Genomic DNA, 18,279 nt, shown 5'->3' with positions numbered 1-18,279 from the left:
TTCCAGCCCAGCCCGAAGACTAGGCAGCTCAGGTGTCACCTATCCGTGCAGCAGTCCCAAGAGTCCGTCAAGAACTTCGCGCGGCGCCACGCCACCGGTGGGGCACGTCCTAGGCAGTCGCCGCGGCCGGCGGACTACGAGGTCGTGTGCGGCCTCGTCGCTACCGGTATCGACACCTTTGAGGGTCGGAGGCCGATACACAGCTTGCGACGTCCCGGCTCGTTGCAGCGGCGCCCCACACCGAGCCCCCGTCAAGGTGGCCCGAGAGGTGACCCCGAACCTTCGGTCCAGTGACCCGTAAGTCAGCGAGATACACGCAAGATGCACGTTCCGCGCAAAGCGAAGGCCCCCACCCGCGTCTTCGCTGGTGAGGGCCCTGCGATGCGAGTGGACGTGAAGGGACTCGAACCCCTGACCTCTCGCGTGTGAAGCGAACGCTCTAACCAACTGAGCTACACGTCCGGACGTGCCCTCGGGCACGAGGAGGCAGTCTAGCCTCCCCGTGCCCGAGCGGCGAAATCGCCTCAGCTGGTGCTGGCGGTGGTGTAGACCTGCTGCTCCACGTCACCGAAGTAGGGGCCGTACATGACGTCCTTCTCCCCGCGGTAGCCGAAGGAGTTCACCGAGTTCAGCACGCCACCGGTGATCCAACCGCCACCGCTGGAGCCGCCGGTCATCGAGCACGGGAGGCGGTGGTCGGTGGTGCCCCGGGTGTCCTGCCCCGCCACGCCGGAGCAGCGCCACAGCTCCTGGCCGTCGTAGGGCGTGGCGGCCGGGTAGCCGAAGGCGTCGAAGCTGAGCCCGTAGCCCAGGTTGAACCCGATCGGGTAGTCACCGGTGACGTCGGTGAGGCTCTGCCCACCCTGCTCGGCCATGACGGCGAAGCCCACGTCGTGGTTGAAGCCGCTGTTGACCCACGAGGCGGGGGCGTAGAGCGACTCGGCGACCCAGGTGCCGTAGGGCCGGTCGCCGTTGTCGTAGGCCGGGACGAACGCGAAGTTCGTGGCGTAGGCGCCCGGACCCTCGTTGAGGCAGTGGCCGGCCGTGGTGACGACGTCGCCGTTGACGCTGTCCGTCGCCGTGCCCGAGCACAAATAGTTGGAGCCGCCGAGGGTGAAGAAGACCTTGCCCAGCTCGGCCTGCGCCGGCACCTGGACCGCCTTCGCCGAGCCCGCCGAGCCGCCGGGCTTGCCCTTGCCGTCCGGCTTGGCCATCTCACGGGGGATGGCGTTGTTCATCCGCTCCTTCGTCCAGTAGGCGCGGACCTCGGCCTGCGCCTGCTTGGTGGTGGCGGCGGAGTGCTTCGCGACGGCCTGGTCCTGGCCGTTGCCCTCACCGTGGCCGGGAGAGGCTCCGACGCCGGTGGCACCGATCATGGACAGGGCCACGACACCAGATCCGACCAGGGCCAGGGCACGCATTCCAGCAGGACGCATTCGTCAACTCCTCGAGCGAGGGACAGACGCCGTCGTTGGCGTCCTCTCTCGACCATAGCCCTCGTCGCGCCACCCATGTAAGGGCTTACAGGTCAAGCCTGGGCAAAGTTTGGGTCAAGGATCCAGCGTCCGGGCGGCCCGCTCGGCGAAGATCTGCCGGGCCCGCCGGGCCACCGGGCCGGGCTCCTCCCCCAGGTCCCGCGGCGCCAGGTCAGGCACCGCCAGCTCCTCGCCGTTGGTGAGGAGCACCGGGTCGTGGACGTCCAGCCGGTGCAGGGCGGTGATGTCGCGGATGCTGCTCGAGAGCCAGATCTCGTCGGCCTCCGCGAGCACCGACAGCGGCAGCGGCTCCTCCACCACCTCGATCCCGTCCTCACGCAGCCACTCGACCACGAGCCCCCGGGTGACCCCGGCCAGCGGCCCGGACCCGAGGTCCGGGGTGCGCACCGTCCCGTCGGTCACGACGAAGACGTTGGTGCCGGTCCCCTCGCAGAGCATCCCGGCGGTGTTGGCCAGGATCGCCTCGGAGTGCCCGCGCGCCTTGGCCGCCGCGAGGGCGACGACGTTCTCCGCGTAGGACGTCGACTTCACCCCGGTCAGCGCCCCCCGCTCGTTGCGGACCCAGGGCACCACGAGCGCCGAGGTCGTCGGGCCGAGCGGCTCCTGGTCGACCGCGGTCACGACATACGTCGCCGCGCCCTCGACCCGGTCGCTCCCGAGCGGTCCGAGCCCGGCGGTGACGGTGTAGCGCAGGCGGCCGAACGGCATACCTCCCTGCGCGAGCACGGCGGCGATGCCCTCCCCCACCCGGTCCCGGTCCAGCGGCTCGAGTCCGAGCGCTGCGAGCGAGCGGTCCATCCGGTCGTGGTGCCGCGTGAGCGCGAAGACCTCGCCGTCGACCACCTTGCACGTCTCGAAGACCCCGTCGCCGACGGTGATCCCGTGGTCGAGCGCGCGCACCGAGCCCTGCGGCCCGACCAGCGCCCCGTCCACCCACACCCGCACCGCGGAGAGTCCACCGGCAGCGGTCAGCGAGCTCGACGTGTCCATGGACGCAGCGTAAGGCGTGACTATCGTGGGACCCGTGAGCACCTCCCTGTATGTCGCGTCCGCCGAGCCCCGCTCCGGCAAGTCGGCGGTGGCGGTCGGGCTCCTCGCCCAGCTCTGCGCCCTCGGCGGCCGGGTCGGCGTCTTCCGTCCCGTCGTCCAGGACCGGGAGGACGACCCGCTGCTGCACCTGCTGCACCCGTTGTCGACGTCCGCGTCGGCGATCGAGGACGCCGTCGGGGTGACCTACGACGACCTGCACCACCAGCACGACGCGGCGATCGGGGAGATCGTCGACCGCTTCCACCGGTATGCCGTCGAGCACGAGCGGGTGCTCGTGGTCGGCTCGGACTACACCGGGGTCACCGCACCCACCGAGTTCTCCACCAACGCCGGCATCGCCGCCCACCTCGGCGCCCCGATGCTGCTCATCATCCCGGCCGCCGGCCGCACCGTCGAGGACACCGCGACCGCCGCCGCCGTCGCCGTGCAGGAGGCGCTCAGCCGCCACGCCTCGGTGGCGGGCGTCCTCGCCAACCGGGTCGACGACGATCTGGACGAGGTGTCCGCCGCCGTCCAGGAGGCGGTCGCCGAGCAGGTCGCCGGCACGGGGAGCGAGCCGGCGGTGCTCGCGATGCCCGCCGACCCGCTGCTCGCCGCCCCCACGGTCGGCGACCTCATGGCCGCCACCGACGGCATCCTGCGGGCGGGCGACGAGACCCTGCTCGAGCGGGAGGCCACCGGGCTCATCGTGGCCGGGATGACGATGCCCAACGTCCTGGACCGGCTGCGCGAGGGCAACGTCCTCATCTGCCCCGGCGACCGGGAGGACGTCCTGCTGGGCGCCATCCTGGCCCACCGCTCCTCGACCTTCCCCTCACTCGGGGCGATCGTCCTCAACGGCGGGCTGCGGCCCAGCGAGCAGGTGTCGCGCCTCGTCGAGGGCCTCGCGGTCGAGCTGCCGATCATCGGGTGCGAGGGCGGGACCATGCGCACGGCGATGACGATGCACGACGTCGTCGGCCGCATCACCCCCCGCTCGCAGCGCAAGATCGAGCACGCCCGCTCCCTGGCCCAGCAGCACATCGACATCACCCGCCTCGTCCCGGTCGGGGACGACGCCGGCCGCCGGTCCGCCGTGGTGACCCCGCTGATGTTCGAGCACGAGATCATGGCCCGGGCGCGGGAGACCGGTGCGCACGTGGTGCTGCCCGAGGGCGGGGAGGACCGGATCCTGCGGGCGGCCGACACCGTCCTCGCCCGCGGCGTCGCCCGGCTGACGCTGCTCGGTGACGAGACGCAGGTGCGCGAGCGGGCGGCGGCGCTGGGCCTGCGGCTCGACGCCGCCGAGGTCGTCGACCCGCTCACCAGCGCGTGGCGCGAGGACTTCGCCCGGACGTATGCCGAGCTGCGGGCGCACAAGGGCGTCACCCTCGAGCAGGCGCAGGACATCGTCACCGACCCGGCCTACTTCGGCACCCTCATGGTCAAGACGGGTCACGCCGACGGCATGGTCTCCGGGTCGATCACCACCACCGCCCACACCATCCGGCCCGCGCTGGAGGTCATCCGCACCTCCCCCGGCGTCTCGGTCGTCAGCTCGGTCTTCTTCATGTGCCTGGCCGACAAGGTCCTCGTCTACGGCGACTGCGCCATCAACCCCGACCCGGACGCCGAGCAGCTCGCCGACATCGCCATCTCCTCGGCCGCGACCGCCGCGCAGTTCGGCGTCGAGCCGCGGGTGGCGATGCTGTCCTACAGCACCGGCGGGTCGGGCAGCGGCGCCGACGTCGACAAGGTGCGGGCCGCGACCGACCTCGTCCGGGAGCGGGAGCCCGATCTGCTGGTCGAGGGGCCGATCCAGTACGACGCCGCGGTCGACCCCGCCGTCGCCGCCACCAAGCTCCAGGACTCCCCCGTCGCCGGGCAGGCCACCGTGCTGGTCTTCCCCGACCTCAACACCGGCAACAACACCTACAAGGCGGTGCAGCGCAGTGCCGCCGCGGTGGCGGTCGGCCCGGTGCTGCAGGGCCTCAACGCCCCGGTCAACGACCTGTCCCGGGGAGCCACCGTCCGCGACATCATCAACACCGTCGCCATCACGGGGATCCAGGCGGGGGCGGGCCGGTGAGCGGCGAGCAGGGCGGCGGCGACCCGGTCGTGCTCGTCGTCAACGCCGGCTCCTCGTCGGTGAAGTACGAGCTGCTCGACCCGCGCACCGGCGCCTCGCAGGCCAAGGGGCTGGTGGAGCGGATCGGCCTGGCCGACGGCGTGGCCCACCACACCGTGGGCGGGACGACGCACGAGCAGGTCCTCGACGTGCCCGACCACGCGGCGGCGCTGCAGCTGGCGACCCGCGCCTTCCAGGAGCACGGGCCCAGGCTGGCCGACGTCGACCTCCTCGCGGTGGGCCACCGGGTCGTCCACGGCGGCGCGGAGTTCGCCGACCCCACCCTCATCACCCCCGAGGTGGTCGCCGCGGTGGAGCGCCTCGTGCCCCTGGCGCCGCTGCACAACCCCGGCAACTTGGCCGGCATCGCCGCCACCCAGGAGGCCTTCCCCGACGTGCCGCAGGTGGCGGTCTTCGACACCGCCTTCCACCAGGGCATGCCGGAGGCCGCCGCCACCTACGCGGTGCCGCGCGCGTGGCGCGAGGAGCACCGCGTGCGGCGCTACGGCTTCCACGGCACCTCGCACGCCTACGTCTCCCGCCGGGCCGCCGCGCTCCTGGGCCGCCCGCTGGAGGACGTGCGCAGCATCGTCCTGCACCTGGGCAACGGGGCCAGCGCCGCCGCCGTCGACGGGGGCCGCAGCGTCGACACCTCCATGGGCATGACCCCGCTGGAGGGGCTGGTCATGGGGACGCGCCCGGGGGACCTCGACCCCGGGGTCGCCGGGCACCTGGGCCGGGTGGCCGGCCTGTCGACCGAGGAGGTCGAGCGCGCGCTGTCCACGGAGTCCGGGCTCCTCGGGCTCACCGGATCGGCCGACTTCCGGGGGGTGATGGCCCGACGGGCGGAGGGGGACCCCGCGGCCACGCTGGCCTTCGAGGTGGTCGTGCACCGGCTGCTGCGCTACGTCGGGGCCTTCGCCGCCGTGCTCGGCGGCCTCGACGCGCTCGTCTTCACCGCGGGCGTGGGCGAGAACAACGCCGAGCTGCGGGCGGCCGTCCTCGAGCGGCTGGCCGGGTTCGGCGTGCTCCTGGACGCATCCGCCAACGCCGCCGCCGACGGCGAGACCCGCATCACCACCGCGGACAGCCGCGTCTTGGGCTACGTCATACCGACGGCGGAGGAGTGGGAGATCGCCCGCCAGGCCGCCGCCCTCGTCACCCGCTGAGCCGCGGTCAGCTGACCCGGTGCGCGGGCGCGCTCGGCGTGGCCCGGAGCAGGTGGGGGGCCTCCAGACCCTCGGCGAGGAACGCCGCGTGCACCGCCAGGGCGACGTCCTCGCCACCGTCCCTGGGCACCAGCGCCAGCGCCGAGCCACCGAAGCCGCCGCCGGTCATCCGCGCGCCGGTCGCACCGGCCCGCTGTGCCGCGTCCACCGCGAGGTCGAGCTCGCGGCAGGAGACCTCGTAGTCGTCCCGGAGCGACACGTGCGAGGCCACCATGAGCCGGCCGACCTCGTCCGCGTCCTCCGCGGCCAACGCCGCGACCAGGTCGTGCACCCGGGTGTTCTCGGTCAGCACGTGCCGCACCCGCCGCTGCGCCTCCGCGTCGCCCTCGAGCCGGCCCAGCACGCCGTCCACGTCCGCCCCGTGCAGCTCGCGCAGGCTCTCGACCCCGAGGGTGCGGCAGGCGCGGTCGCAGGTGTCGCGGCGGGCGGCGTACTGCCCGTCCGCGAGGCTGTGGTGGGCCCGGGTGTCGATGACGAGCACCTCGTGGTCGGGCAGCGTCCACGCCACCGGGGTGAGGGAGAAGTCGCTGCAGTCGATGAGCAGGGCGTGACCGTCCACCGCGCGCAGCGAGACGGTCTGGTCCATCCCCCCGGTCGCCGCACCGGCGTAGTCGTTCTCCGCCCGCACGCACGCCTGCGCGAGCTCGGCGCGGTCGAGGGTGGCCAGACCCGGCACCAGGTCCGCCAGCGCCAGGGCGCCGGAGCAGGACAGCGCGGCCGAGGAGGACAGGCCCGCGCCGAGCGGCACCCGGCCGTCCACGAGGATGTCCGCGCCGACCGGCCCGCCCGCCCGGCCGGCCAGGCTCGCGACGGCCCCTGCGACGTAGGCCACCCAGCCCCCCGGGGACCCTGGCCGGATCTGGGTCACCTCGCCCTCCCAGGCCTGACCGGGCGCCTGCCGGGACGCGACGCGCAGCCGGCCGTCCGCCCGCGTCCGGACGGCGCAGTAGGTGCGGTGCGCCAGGGCGAAGGGCAGGCACCACCCGCCGTTGTAGTCGGTGTGCTCGCCGATGAGGTTGATGCGTCCGGGGGCCGCCCACACGCCGTCCGGGGCACCCCCGAGCTCGGCGGCGAAGGCCGCCCGCAGGCCCGGCTCGACGTCCTCGTCGGTCGCCGCCGGCGACCAGGTCACCTCGTCCGTCACAGTCCTACCCTCTCCACGAAGTCGTTGCGCAGCGCGCCGCGCGGGTCCAGTCGTGCCGCCAGCTCCGAGAACGCCCCACGCCGCGGGTAGAGGTCGTCGACCCGCCCCGCGAGGGCGCGCTCGTCGAACAGCTTGCCCCAGTGCGGCCGTGCCCCCAGCGGGTCGAGCCCCTCCTCGATCCGCGGGAGGAACGCCTCGACGGCGGGCTGCGCGGGGCGCCAGGTGAAGTGGAAGGCCACGCTGTCCTCCTGGGCGGGGTCGAGCCACTGCCGGCCCCGGGAGACGGTGCGCATCTCCGCGCTCATGGCCAGCCCGGCGAGCTCACCCGACATCCGCCGCAGCCGGTCCAGCGCCGGCCCGACCGCCCGGCGCGGCAGCAGCCACTCGGACTGCAGCTCGTCCCCCGCCGAGGGGGTGAAGCCCATCCGGAAGTGCGGCAGCCGGTCCAGCCAGGGCCCGGGCACGCCGCCCTGCCGGGTGCAGTGCTCGGGTGACCCGCCCCGGATCATGTGCCGTGGGCCGTCCGCCGGCCGCAGGCCGAGGTCCGCCGGGTCCGCCCTGCGCGATCCGGGGTCGTCCACCCGCTCCTTCACCCACACCTGGGTCGTCCGGTCCGGGTCCCGCCAGTCGGTGAAGACGGACACGCTCGTGCCCAGCCCGGTGACGGCGTCCAGGTCCTCGACCACCCGGTCCCAGGTCAGGCCCTCGTAGACGGTCTGCGCCACCTCGTAGGTCGGCTCGACGTCCAGCTCCAGCACGGTGACCGCGCCGAGCATGCCCAGGGACACCACGGCGCCCCCGAAGTCGGCGTCCCCCCGCTCCAGCCGCACGTGAGCGCCCTCGGTGGTGACGATCTCCACCGCCGACACCCCGTCGGCCAGCGACGCGGCGCCGTCCCCCGAGCCGTGGGAACCGGTGGCGACCGCTCCCCCGACGGTGATGTGCGGCAGCGAGGCCATCGCGTGCAGCGCCCAGCCCTGCTCCTGGATGCGCGCGCCCACGTCGCCGTAGGTCAGGCCGGCCCCGGCACGGACCACGCGTCGCTCGCCGTCGAGCTCGACCTCGGCCGGCAGCCGGCGCAGGCCGACCAGGGTGCCGGTCGTGTCGGCGATCCGGTTGAAGGAGTGCCGTGAGCCGAGCAGCCGGACACGCCCCGCCCCAGCCATGACCTCGGCGAGCTGCCCGGTGCTGGTGGGCTCGACGAGCTCCTCGGCCGAGTAGGCGAGGTTGCCGGCCCAGGTGCGTCCCGGTGCTGGTGCCATCCGGTCAGCCTACGCCCGGGCCGCGCGCCAGATCTGGCCGTGCTCGGGGTCCATGGGCTGCATCGGCAGGCCGGCCTCGGCGAGGACCCGGCCGGGCAGCACGATCCCGTCCACCGCCCAGGGCACCACCCCCGGCCCGGCCGCCAGCGGCTCCCGGCCGGGCCGCTCCAGGGTCACCCGGTAGCGCGCGTCCGGGTCGAGGCCGGGCAGCCGCACCCGGTGCGGACCGGTGGTGGCGGGCCGCGCCAGCGCGGCGACCTGGAAGAGCGCCTCGGAGCGGTCCTGCGCCACGGTCCCGTGGACCCAGGTCACCTCGTCGTGGTGGTCGCCGTTGACGACCCGACCGGTATGCAGCAGCTCCCGGTGCGTGCGGTGGAAGGCCACCCAGGCGGCCAGCTCGGCGAGCTCGGCCTCGGTGCAGGTGGCGAGGTCCCACTCGATCCCGAGGTGCCCCCACAGGGCCGTCCCGGCACGGAAGTCCAGGTCGTGCCGGCGGCCGGTGGTGTGGGACCGGCCGGAGGCGATGTGGGTGCCGACCAGCTCGGGCGGCAGCAGGAGCAGGGTGCCGCGCTGGATCTGCTGACGCTCCAGCGGGTCGATGCAGTCCGAGGCCCAGACCCGCACCGTGCGCTCCAGGACGCCGAGGTCGACGCGCCCGCCGCCGGCGGAGCAGGACTCGATCTCCAGCCCGGGGTGGGCGGCCAGCAGCTCGTCCATGAGCCGGTAGACGGCGAGGGTGTGCGCCCGCACGCCCGGTTCGCCGCCCGGGGTGTGGCCGGCGTCGTTGAGGTAGCGGTTGTGGTCCCACTTGAGGTAGGCGATGTCGTAGCGCCCGAGCAGCGCGAGCAGCTGGTCGCGGACGTGGGCGTAGGCGCCCGCGTGGCCGAGGTCGAGCACGTGCTGCTGGCGCGACTCCAGGCCGCGCCGGCCCCCGGCGGAGAAGATCCACTCCGGGTGCGCCCGGGCCAGGTCGGAGTCCATGCTCACCATCTCGGGCTCCACCCAGAGACCGAACTCCATCCCGGCGGCGTGCACGTGCTCGACGAGGGGGTCCAGCCCCTGCGGCCAGACGTCCGGGGAGACCACCCAGTCACCCAGGCTGGTCGTGTCGTCACGGCGCCCGCCGAACCACCCGTCGTCGAGCACGAAGCGCTCGGCGCCCACCCGGGCACCGCGGTCCACGAGGTCACGCAGCCGGTCCAGGTCGTGGTCGAAGTAGGTCGCCTCCCAGTTGTTGACGGTGACCGGGCGGGGCCGGGTGGGGTGGTGCGGCCGGCTGCGCAGCCACGCGTGGAAGCGCGCGGCCACCTCGTCCAGGCCGGTGCCGTGCGCGGCGTGCAGCCACGGGGTGGTCAGCTCCTCGCCCGCGCCCAGGCGCACCTCGCCGTGCTCGAGCCGCTCCCCCGACCCCAGGACCCGGGAGCCGTTGAAGAGCCGCTCGGCGTAGGTGCTCTGGTTGCCGCTCCACCCCAGGTGCACCGCCCAGACCTGCCCGTGCCCGAACCCGAAGCCCGGCTCCCCCGCGCACAGCAGGTGCACCGCGTCCAGGCCCGTGCGGCCGGTCCGCACCTCCCGGCTGTGCACGCCGATGTCGAAGGGCTGGCGCTGCGGCACCCGCTCCATGGTGTGCCGCCCGGCGAAGTCCAGCAGCTCCCCGGCCCGCTCCGGCACCGGCAGCGCGACGCGGACGGCCCCCACGTCATACGTCTCCTCACCGGTGTTGGTCAGGGTGACCCGGGTGCGCAGCAACCCGCCCGGGTGCAGCTCGAGCTCGAGCACGACGGCGAGGTATGCCGTGGCGTCCGCCGCGCGCACGAGCACCCGCTGCGTGCCGTCGGACCCGGTCGAGACCTCGGCGGGCCCCTCCGTCCGGAAGGCGGGCGACCAGTCGCGCCCCTGCCGGGACCCCTCGACCCCGGGCCGGCCGAGCCAGGCGCGGGCGTGCTCGGGCAGCAGGCTGACCTGGTCGGCGGTGTCGAAAGGACTGTCCCCGTGGGCGACGCGGCCCGCGGTGACGACCGCCGCGAGGTCCTCGTCGGAGAGCTCGCCGAGGTCCCTCCCCCAGTGGCGGACCACCGGGAGCAGGTCGTCGGCCAGGTCGAGGACGAGGGAGGTGCCGGCGGCGCGCAGGTGCAGCAGATTGGTCACCGGCCTACCCCACTGCACCGGTGCCACCGGTGTCCAGTCGGGTCCTGCGACCCAACGTTCATGTCGCGTCCACCCCACGGCCAGACGGCCTCGTTACGGTCCACCGGGTGGCCAAGGAGCTGGAGTTCATCAAGGGCGTCGACAAGCTGCACGCGTTCTACACCGAGCACGTGCGGATGCTCGCGCACGCCTACGACCTCAGCGACGAGGACGCCGCCCGCATCCTCGACCGCTTCGACTTCAAGAACGTCTCCCGGTCCATCCTCGCCCCGGCGCGGGTGGACCTCTTCGAGACGCCGCCCGAGCTCTGAGCAGGCACCGTCCCGAGGTCCGGCGCCTGCCCGGTGAGGAGCCTGCCGCGCCGTAGACTGGAGCCCCGGTGCCGACGGCTCCCTGTCCGCGGCCCGCACTCCGCCCTCCACCCGGGACGCCGATGACCACTGCTGAACCAGGCCCGACGCCACGCCCCGCACGGCTGCACGGGCTCGACGTCGCCCGTGGCCTGGCCATCATCGGCATGATCGTCGTCAACGTCGGGCCGATCCAGGTCGACTCCCTCCTGCAACGGCTCTACCTCCTCCCCTACGGCCGGGCCTCGGTCCTCTTCGTGACGATCGCCGGGATCGGCATGGGCTTCTTCCTGCGCGGCCGCACCGGGGCCCGCCGGTGGCGCGAGCTGTCCTGGCGCATCGTCCTGCTCCTGGCCCTCGGGCTGGTGCTGCAGACCCTCACCAGCAGCGTGAGCGTCATCCTCACGACCTACGCCCTGCTGTTCCTGCTCGCCCCCCTGGCGTGGCGGCTGTCCTCGCGCCACCTCCTCACGGTGGCCGGCGTCCTCACCGTGGCCGGCCCGCTGTGGATCGTCTGGCACGACCTGGAGGTCCACGGGCACGCCCAGGGAGCGGTCAGCCTGCTGACGCCCCGGGACGAGGTCGTCCACTCGCTGCTCATCGCCGGGCCCTACCCGCTGGCCAGCTGGTCGGTGCCCTTCCTCGCCGGCCTGTGGCTGTCGCGGACCGCGCTCGGCGACCCCCTGGTGCAACGCCGGCTGATGCTGTGGGGCGGCACGACCGCGCTCGCCAGCTTCATCCTGGCCGACCTGGCCTACTCCGCCCTGGGGCCGGAGGCGGACGTCGGGTGGACCCGCATCCTCACCGGCGTCGGCCACGGCCAGATGCCGCTGTGGATCGTCAGCGCGACGGCCGGCGCCTGCTTCGTCGTGGGCGCCTGCCTGCGGTGGGGCGTGCGCGGCCGGGTCAGCCGGTGGCTGGCCGGCGGCGGCACGATGGCCCTCACCCTCTACGTCCTGCACGTGCTCGTCCTGGCCCTCATCAAGCCGGAGGACGGCTTCCCCTTCCTCGTCGGCGTGCTCACCGCCACCCTGCTGTGGGCCGGCCTGCTGGCGCTCGCCGTGGTGTGGCAGCGTGAGGGGAGGAGCGGACCGCTGGAGCGCCTGCTGCGCACGCCGTGGCTGCGGTCGACCGCACCCACCCCCCGACCCTCGCAGGAGCGCCTGTCGTGACCCCTCGTCCTACCCTCCCCGCCGCCGTGGTGGCGCTCGTCGTCCTCACCGCCGGCTGCAGCGGCGGCGACCCCGCACCCGAGGCGGCGCCGACCACGGCGGCCGAGCCCCCGGCGGCCACCACCGGCGCGCCGGAGGACGACGCGAGCACGACCACCACCGAGCCCGCTCCCCCGGAGGCCGCACCCAGCACCTCGGCACCGGAGCCGCCGCCGCCCGCGCTCGGCGCCAGCGGCGTGAGCGCCGGACATCCCCTGGCCGCGGAGGCCGGTATGCAGATGCTCGAGCAGGGCGGGTCGGCGGTGGACGCCGCGATCGCGGCGGCGTTCACCGACGCGGTGACCCAGCCGTCCTCGTCGGGCATCGGCGGCGGGGGCGTCGCGATCGTCGCCGCCGACGGGGAGGCGGTCAACTACGACTACCGCGAGGTGGTCAATGCGCAGGGCGAGGTCCCGGAGGACGGTGTCGGCGTGCCGGGCTTCGTCGCCGGCATGCACCGGCTGCACGAGGAGCACGGCGAGCTCCCCTGGGAGGTGCTGCTGGAGCCGGCCATCACCGTCGCCGAGGACGGGCACCCCGTGTCGGACTTCGTCGCCGAGGCGCTGAGGACCCCCTTCGGCGAGGAGGCCACCCGCGACCTGCCGCACTTCCGGTCCGGCGGGGCGCCGCTGCAGGCCGGTGACCCCCTCGTCCAGACCGACCTGGCCGCGACGATGCGGACCCTGGCCGAGGAGGGCGCGCCGTCCTTCTACACCGGCTCCCTGTCCGACCGGGTCGCCGGTGTCCCGGGGCTGGACGCCGGCACGCTGGAGGGCTACGAGGTCCAGGTGTCCGCCCCCGCGGCCGGCGACCTGGCCGGGCACATCCTCCTGTCCGGGGCCCCGCCGCTGCCGGGCGCCGCCATCGTGCAGATGGCGCAGATCGCCGAGGCCGGCGGCATCGGTGACGTCGACCCCGACTCCGCCGCGTTCGTGGACCGGCTCTCCCAGGCGTGGCTGGTGGCAGACCGGACGGTGCAGGAGGAGCTGGGCGACCCGGCGTTCGTGGACGTACCGGTGGGACGCATCACCGACCAGGAGGCCAACGCCTTGCTGGCCGCGGACCTCTACGACGGTGACGGGGGCGTGGCGGCGGTCGCCGACCCCTACGACAGCGCGCCGAACACCACCCACATCTCGGTGGTCGACGAGGACGGCGTCGGGGTCTCGATGACCAACACCCTCACCAGCTTCTGGGGCAGCGGGCGCTACCTGGACGGCTACTTCCTCAACGACCAGCTGTCGCGCTTCTTCGCGATCGGGGTCTCGGACGCCAACGAGCCCGAGGCAGGCCGACGGTCGGTGTCGTGGAGCGCGCCGTCGATGGTGGTCGACGACGACTACCGTCCCGTCCTCGTCGTGGGCACCCCGGGCGGTCGGCAGATCCCGAGCACCACGGCGTCGGTCGTCCTGCGCTGGGGGCTGCACGGCGAACCCCTGGACGAGGCGGTCCCGGCCGGGCGCTTCATCCTCAGCGACGGGCGGCTGCGGCTCGAGGAGCCCGCGCTGGCCGACGACCTGCGGTCGCTGGGGTATGCCGTGGACGTCGCCGACCCGGCGCAGCGGTCCAGCTTCGGCTCGGTGCAGGCGCTGGCGGTGGACTGGGAGCAGGGCACGGTGACCGGCTTCGCCGACGACCGCCGGTCGGCCGGCTTCGTCGTGGACTCCCCCTGACCCCTGGTCAGGCCGGCGGGACGGCCCGGACCAGCCGGACCTCGAGGACCTGCTCCGTGGGTGCCGTGAGCCGCGCCCGGGCGCTCGCGTCGTCGCCGTGGACGGCCAGGACGTAGTCCCCGGGGGCCGGCAGGTCCAGCGCGAAGGTGCCGTCGGCCGCGGTGAGCAGGGCGACGTCGGGCACCGGGGCGGGCCCCGCCTCCAGCGCCACGCGGGCGTCGGGGACGGGGCTGCCGTCGGCGTCGAGCACGACGCCACGGATCCGTGCGGTCATCCGGTCCGTCAGCCCTTCCAGAGCTTGAGGTTGTCGAACACGGGCTGGTTGATGCGCGTCCCGCTGTTGCTGCCGGACCCACCGTAGGCGTGGATGGCCACGGCGTAGCGGCCGCCGTCGTGGAAGACGTAGACCCCGCTCCCGCTCTGCCCACCGGCGGTGTCCAGGGTGTAGTAGACCTTGCGCGCGCTGAGCGCGGCCACACCGCTCCAGTGGTACCACTGGGTGCCCGACGGCTTGTCGCCCGGGTAGCCGGAGAGGTTGAGGCTCTTGCCGTTCAGCGTGGCGTCGGACCAGTTGGCGAAGCCGAGCCAGCCGGTGGCGCTGCCCTTCGGCTCGGTCAGGAGCAGTGCGCCGTAGTCGTACTCGTGGTCCGGCGAGCTGATCCAGCCGTGGACGCTGCGCAGCTGGGCGCGGGGCACGAGGAACCGGCCGTAGGGCAGGCTCGCCCCGTTGCGCCCGGGCATGACCTCGATGCTGCGCACCCAGCCGTGCCGCTGCGTGCCGGGCGCGTGGATGAACACGCAGTGCCCGGCGGTGATGATGCTGCTCGGCCCGTTGAACCACCCGGTGCCGATCCAGCGCGAGCCGTCGTTGGCCGTGATGAGCAGCGAGCAGTGGACCCGCCACGGGTAGCTGCCGGTCGTGGTGATCTGGACCCGGTTGTCCGGCCCCTGGACGGTCTCCGCGTCCACCGGAGGGCCGTAGGTGGCCTCTCCGACCGGCCGCAGGCCGGAGGTGTCCGGGGCCTGCTCGACCGCGCCCAGCGCCTGCGCCATGACGGCAGCGACCGGCTCGATGTCGTGGCCCGCGAGCTCCTGCTCCTGCTCGCCCTCGCCGGCCTGCGGCGGCTCGGCGAGCTCCTGCGTGCCGACCTCGTCGGCGGGCTCGGCCTCCGGCGCGACGGGCTCGTGCGGGTTGATGGTGTCGTGCGACATGGTGTGTCTCCTCCTCGGGTGCACCGGCCCCTGCGCCGGTGCAGGGGGTAGGAGGCTCGAGGAGGTCGGCAGATACGCCGCCCGCGGCGGTGGGCGCTCAGAGGTACGGCTGCACCAGCTCCACGTAGCGCCGGGCCATCGTCGCGACCACGTCCTCCCCCGGGGCGGCCCAGACGTCGGCGTGGAAGATCTCCACCTCGACGTCGCCGTCGTAGCCCGCGTCCGCGACCTGGCGGGTGAAGGCGGGGAAGTCGATGTGGCCGTCACCCATCATCCCGCGGCTGAGCAGCGCGTCGGCCGGGAAGGGCGTGATCCAGTCGCAGACCTGGTAGCTGACGATGCGGCTGCCGGCCCGGGCGATCTGCTGCTCGACCCCGGGCTCCCACCACAGGTGGAAGGTGTCGACGACGACCCCCACCGTCTCGGAGTCGAGCTGCTCGGCGATGTCGAGGGCCTGGCCCAGCGTGGACACCACGCCGCGGTCGGCGGCGAAGATCGGGTGCATCGGCTCGATGCCCAGCCGCACGCCGTGCTCGGCGGCGACCGGCTGCAGCGCGGCGACCGCGTCGGTCGCCCGTGACCGGGCCCCGACGAGGTCCTTGTCGCCCGCCGGCAGGCCGCCGGGGACGAGCACGAGGGTGGCCGCACCGAGAGCCGCGGTCTCGCGGATGGCCTGCACGTTGGCCTCGTGGGCGGCCGCGACCCCCTCCGGGTCGGACCCGGTGAAGAAGCCACCGCGGCACACCGACGACACGCGCAGACCGCACTCGCGGACCCAGCGCACGGCGGTCTCCAGCCCGACCTCGGCCACCGGCTCGCGCCACACGCCGAGGGCGGGAAGCCCGGCGGCCAGGCAGCCGTCGATCGCCTCCCGCAAGGACCAGCCGGCGCAGGTGCGCTGGTTGAGCGAGAGCCGCGCGAGCCGGGGGTCCCCGGGCTCGGGCGTCGGCACCGAGGCCGGTCGCCCCGAGGGGACGTCCAGCGGGACGGTCCCCGCCTCCGCCAGGCTCACGGCGTCAGCCCCGCTCCCGCCAGCCACGTCCTCATCCGCCGGGCCGCCAGGTCCGGGTCCGGGAGCAGGCGCGCCTCGTCGGCCAGCTCGAAGAGCGTGGCCAGGTGCACCGCGCTGCGCGCCGACTGCAGACCGCCCACCATGACGAACCCGGGCTGCTGCCCGGTCAACCAGGAGAGGAAGGCGATGCCGGTCTTGTAGTGGAACGTGGGGCGCTCGAAGATGTGCCGCGACAGCGCCAGCGTCGGTGCCATCTCGGCGTCGTAGGTGTCCAGGTCTGCCCGGTCCAGCGCCGCGAGGGCCGCCGACGCGGCCGGCGCGATCGCCGCGAAGGCCCCCAGCAGCGCGTCGGAGTGGTGCGTGCCGTCACCGCGGATCAGGCCCGGGTAGTTGAAGTCGTCTCCGGTGTAGAGGCGCACGCCGTCGGGCAGCGCCGCTCGCAGCCCGACCTCGTGCTCGGCCGAGAGCAGCGACACCTTGACCCCGTCGACCACGTCGGCACGGTCGTGGACGAGGCGCAGGAACGCCTCGGTGGCTCCCGGGACGTCGGGGCTGCCCCAGTACCCGGCGAGGGCCGGGTCGAACATCTCGCCGAGCCAGTGCAGGATGACCGGCTCCTGGGCGCGGTCCAGGACCGGGTCCAGGACCGTCCGGTAGTCCGCCTCGTCCTCGGCGGCGGCCGCGAGCTGCCGGGACGCCATGACGATGACCTGCGAGCCGGTGCCCTGCACGAAGTCCACCTGCTCCAGGTAGGCGTCGCGCACCGCGGCCAGACTCGTGGCGTCGGGGGCGTGGTCGGTCCCGGCGCCGCTCGCGATGCGTGCGCCCAGCTCCGCCGCCTGCGCCGCGCTGCGGGTGACCAGCTCCTGCACCGCCGCCCAGTCCAGCCCCATGTTGCGCTGGGCGGTGTCCATCGCCTCCGCGACGCCGAAGCCGTAGCGGAACAGTCCCCGGCGGAAGGCGAGGGTGGACTCCCAGTCGACCCGGGCCGGCGCGCCGGGGGTGTTGTCGCCGTAGGGGTCGGCCACCACGTGGGCCGCGGCGAAGGCGACCCGGCTGGTGTAGGGCTGCGGGTGCTCCTGCCACTCCCGCGGGGCGTGCAGGGTGATCTCGCGCCACCGGCCGTCGGCCCCGGGGAGCGCGAGCGTGTCGGTCCCGGTCGTGGTCGGCGTGCGCCTCTCGGTGGCCGTGCTCACGCCACCGGCTCCGGGGCGCGCTCGGGCTCGACCGCCGGCGCCGCGACCTCCGTCATGTCGACGCTGCGGCGCTCGGACGAGGACCGCAGGCCCGCCTCGACCAGCTGCAGCCCACGGACGCCGGCGGCGAAGTCGTAGGCGTGCGGGCGGCCGGCGTGCACGTCGGTGAGGAACTGCTCCCACTGCGCCCGGAAGCCGTTGCCGAACTCGGTGTTGTCGGGGATCTGCGCCCACTGCGCGCGGAAGTCCTCCTCGGTCGGCAGGTCCGGGTTCCACACCGGCTTCGGGGTGCTGACGGCGGGCTGGATCCGGCAGCCGAAGAGCCCGGCCACGGCCGAGCCGCGGGTGCCGTCCACCTGGAACTCGACGAGCTCGCCCCGGTCGACGCGCACCGCCCACGAGGAGTTGACCTGCGCGATGACCCCGCCGGCCAGCTCGAAGATGGCGTAGGCCGCGTCGTCGGCGGTGGCGCGGTACTCGCGCCCCTGCTCGTCCCACCGGGTCGGGATGTGGGTGACCGCCCGGGCGGTGACCGACTCCACGGCGCCGAAGAGGTTCTCCAGCACGTAGTTCCAGTGGCAGAACATGTCGAGGACCATGCCGCCACCGTCCTCCGCGCGGTAGTTCCAGCTCGGCCGCTGGGCCGGCTGCACGTCGCCCTCGAAGACCCAGTAGCCGAACTCGCCGCGAACGGACAGGATGTCGCCGAAGAAGCCGGAGTCGATGAGCCGCTTGAGCTTGATGAGCCCGGGCAGGTACAGCTTGTCGTGGACCACGCCGTTGATGACGCCCGCCGCCGCGGCGGCGTCCACCATCTCCTGACCGTCACCCACCGTCTCGGCGATGGGCTTCTCGGTGTAGATGTGCTTGCCTGCGGCGACGGCGCGCAGGATCGCTCCCTTGCGCTCGCTGGTGACCTGGGCGTCGAAGTAGACGGTGGCGGTCTCGTCGGCCAGCGCGGCGTCGAGGTCGGTGGTCCAGTCCTCGACGTCGTGCCGGTGCGCCAGCTCCTGGAGCTTCTCGGCGTTGCGCCCCACGAGGACCGGCTCGACCTGGATGCGGTCCCCGGAGGGCAGCTCGACCCCTCCGGCGTCGCGGATCGCGAGGATCGAGCGCACGAGGTGCTGCCGGTAGCCCATCCGGCCGGTCACGCCGTTCATGATGATGCGGGTGGTGTGGGTGGCCATGG

General features: G+C 74.0%; 15 protein-coding genes and 1 tRNA gene. 5 read left to right on the top strand and 11 right to left on the bottom strand.

All coding sequences use genetic code 11. From position 1 onward, the window contains the following. Positions 1–388 precede the first annotated feature (388 nt). The 3 genes from FHD63_RS06920 to FHD63_RS06910 form a co-directional block, all read right to left on the bottom strand. A tRNA-Val gene (locus FHD63_RS06920) sits at positions 389–462 on the bottom strand. Between the two features lie 62 nt (positions 463–524). Beyond that, complete coding sequence (locus FHD63_RS06915) at positions 525–1,436, bottom strand: trypsin-like serine peptidase (RefSeq protein ID WP_238705797.1); 912 nt, start codon at positions 1,434–1,436, stop codon at positions 525–527. A 114-nt stretch (positions 1,437–1,550) separates the two neighbouring features. Further along, positions 1,551–2,486 (bottom strand): aminotransferase class IV, encoded by a 936-nt coding sequence (locus tag FHD63_RS06910; RefSeq protein WP_202978434.1) that lies wholly within the window; start codon positions 2,484–2,486, stop codon positions 1,551–1,553. Between the two features lie 34 nt (positions 2,487–2,520). Between FHD63_RS06910 and pta the strand changes: the two genes are divergently transcribed. Together pta and FHD63_RS06900 are read left to right on the top strand one after the other, a co-directional pair. Beyond that, positions 2,521–4,614, top strand: a complete 2,094-nt coding sequence (pta, locus tag FHD63_RS06905) for a phosphate acetyltransferase (RefSeq protein ID WP_139721233.1) — start codon at positions 2,521–2,523, stop codon at positions 4,612–4,614. Then, positions 4,611–5,822 (top strand): acetate/propionate family kinase, encoded by a 1,212-nt coding sequence (locus FHD63_RS06900; protein WP_139721231.1) that lies wholly within the window; start codon positions 4,611–4,613, stop codon positions 5,820–5,822. Before pta ends, FHD63_RS06900 begins: the two co-directional genes overlap by 4 nt. 7 nt (positions 5,823–5,829) lie before the next feature. Here FHD63_RS06900 and galK read toward each other — a convergent pair whose 3' ends face one another. The 3 genes from galK to FHD63_RS06885 are packed head-to-tail and all read right to left on the bottom strand — an operon-like array spanning position 5,830 to position 10,436. Continuing rightward, positions 5,830–7,026: a galactokinase gene (gene galK / locus FHD63_RS06895; protein ID WP_238705796.1), complete on the bottom strand. Its 1,197-nt coding sequence runs from the start codon at positions 7,024–7,026 to the stop codon at positions 5,830–5,832. After that, a complete protein-coding gene (locus tag FHD63_RS06890) occupies positions 7,023–8,288 on the bottom strand; it encodes an FAD-binding protein (protein ID WP_139721229.1) in 1,266 nt (421 codons plus the stop codon). Before FHD63_RS06890 ends, galK begins: the two co-directional genes overlap by 4 nt. A 9-nt stretch (positions 8,289–8,297) precedes the next feature. Then, positions 8,298–10,436, bottom strand: coding sequence for an alpha-galactosidase (locus FHD63_RS06885; RefSeq protein ID WP_139721227.1), 2,139 nt, complete (start codon positions 10,434–10,436; stop codon positions 8,298–8,300). A 107-nt stretch (positions 10,437–10,543) separates the two neighbouring features. On the opposite strand from FHD63_RS06885, the gene FHD63_RS06880 reads away from it, so the two are divergent. The 3 genes from FHD63_RS06880 to FHD63_RS06870 all read left to right on the top strand — a co-directional run bounded on the left by FHD63_RS06880 (position 10,544) and on the right by FHD63_RS06870 (position 13,670). After that, positions 10,544–10,747, top strand: a complete 204-nt coding sequence (locus tag FHD63_RS06880; protein WP_139721225.1) for a hypothetical protein — start codon at positions 10,544–10,546, stop codon at positions 10,745–10,747. 122 nt (positions 10,748–10,869) lie between these two features. Continuing rightward, positions 10,870–11,958 (top strand): acyltransferase family protein, encoded by a 1,089-nt coding sequence (locus FHD63_RS06875; RefSeq protein WP_139721223.1) that lies wholly within the window; start codon positions 10,870–10,872, stop codon positions 11,956–11,958. Beyond that, entirely contained in the window at positions 11,955–13,670 is a 1,716-nt protein-coding gene (locus tag FHD63_RS06870; RefSeq protein ID WP_139721221.1) for a gamma-glutamyltransferase, read from the top strand. The genes FHD63_RS06875 and FHD63_RS06870 overlap by 4 nt, the downstream gene beginning before the upstream one ends. A 7-nt stretch (positions 13,671–13,677) precedes the next feature. Here FHD63_RS06870 and FHD63_RS06865 read toward each other — a convergent pair whose 3' ends face one another. The 5 genes from FHD63_RS06865 to FHD63_RS06845 all read right to left on the bottom strand — a co-directional run bounded on the left by FHD63_RS06865 (position 13,678) and on the right by FHD63_RS06845 (position 18,277). Beyond that, entirely contained in the window at positions 13,678–13,944 is a 267-nt protein-coding gene (locus FHD63_RS06865) for a carboxypeptidase-like regulatory domain-containing protein (RefSeq protein WP_139721219.1), read from the bottom strand. An 8-nt stretch (positions 13,945–13,952) separates the two neighbouring features. After that, positions 13,953–14,882, bottom strand: coding sequence for a trypsin-like serine peptidase (locus FHD63_RS06860; RefSeq protein WP_139721217.1), 930 nt, complete (start codon positions 14,880–14,882; stop codon positions 13,953–13,955). 97 nt (positions 14,883–14,979) lie between these two features. After that, positions 14,980–15,834 carry a sugar phosphate isomerase/epimerase family protein gene (locus FHD63_RS06855; RefSeq protein ID WP_202978461.1) on the bottom strand — a complete coding sequence of 285 codons (855 nt, stop codon included), beginning with the start codon at positions 15,832–15,834 and terminating at the stop codon, positions 14,980–14,982. 56 nt (positions 15,835–15,890) lie between these two features. Then, complete coding sequence (locus FHD63_RS06850; protein WP_139721215.1) at positions 15,891–17,090, bottom strand: DUF993 family protein; 1,200 nt, start codon at positions 17,088–17,090, stop codon at positions 15,891–15,893. Further along, the gene (locus tag FHD63_RS06845; protein ID WP_202978433.1) at positions 17,087–18,277 is read right to left on the bottom strand and encodes a Gfo/Idh/MocA family protein; all 1,191 of its coding nucleotides are present in this window, start codon (positions 18,275–18,277) and stop codon (positions 17,087–17,089) included. The genes FHD63_RS06850 and FHD63_RS06845 overlap by 4 nt, the downstream gene beginning before the upstream one ends. Positions 18,278–18,279 lie beyond the last annotated feature (2 nt).

It is taken from the genome of Serinicoccus chungangensis (assembly GCF_006337125.1).
GTDB lineage: Bacteria > Actinomycetota > Actinomycetes > Actinomycetales > Dermatophilaceae > Ornithinicoccus > Ornithinicoccus chungangensis.
The sequence above is the reverse complement of the archived record's forward strand: the minus strand, read 5'-3'. Positions and strand labels throughout refer to the sequence as shown.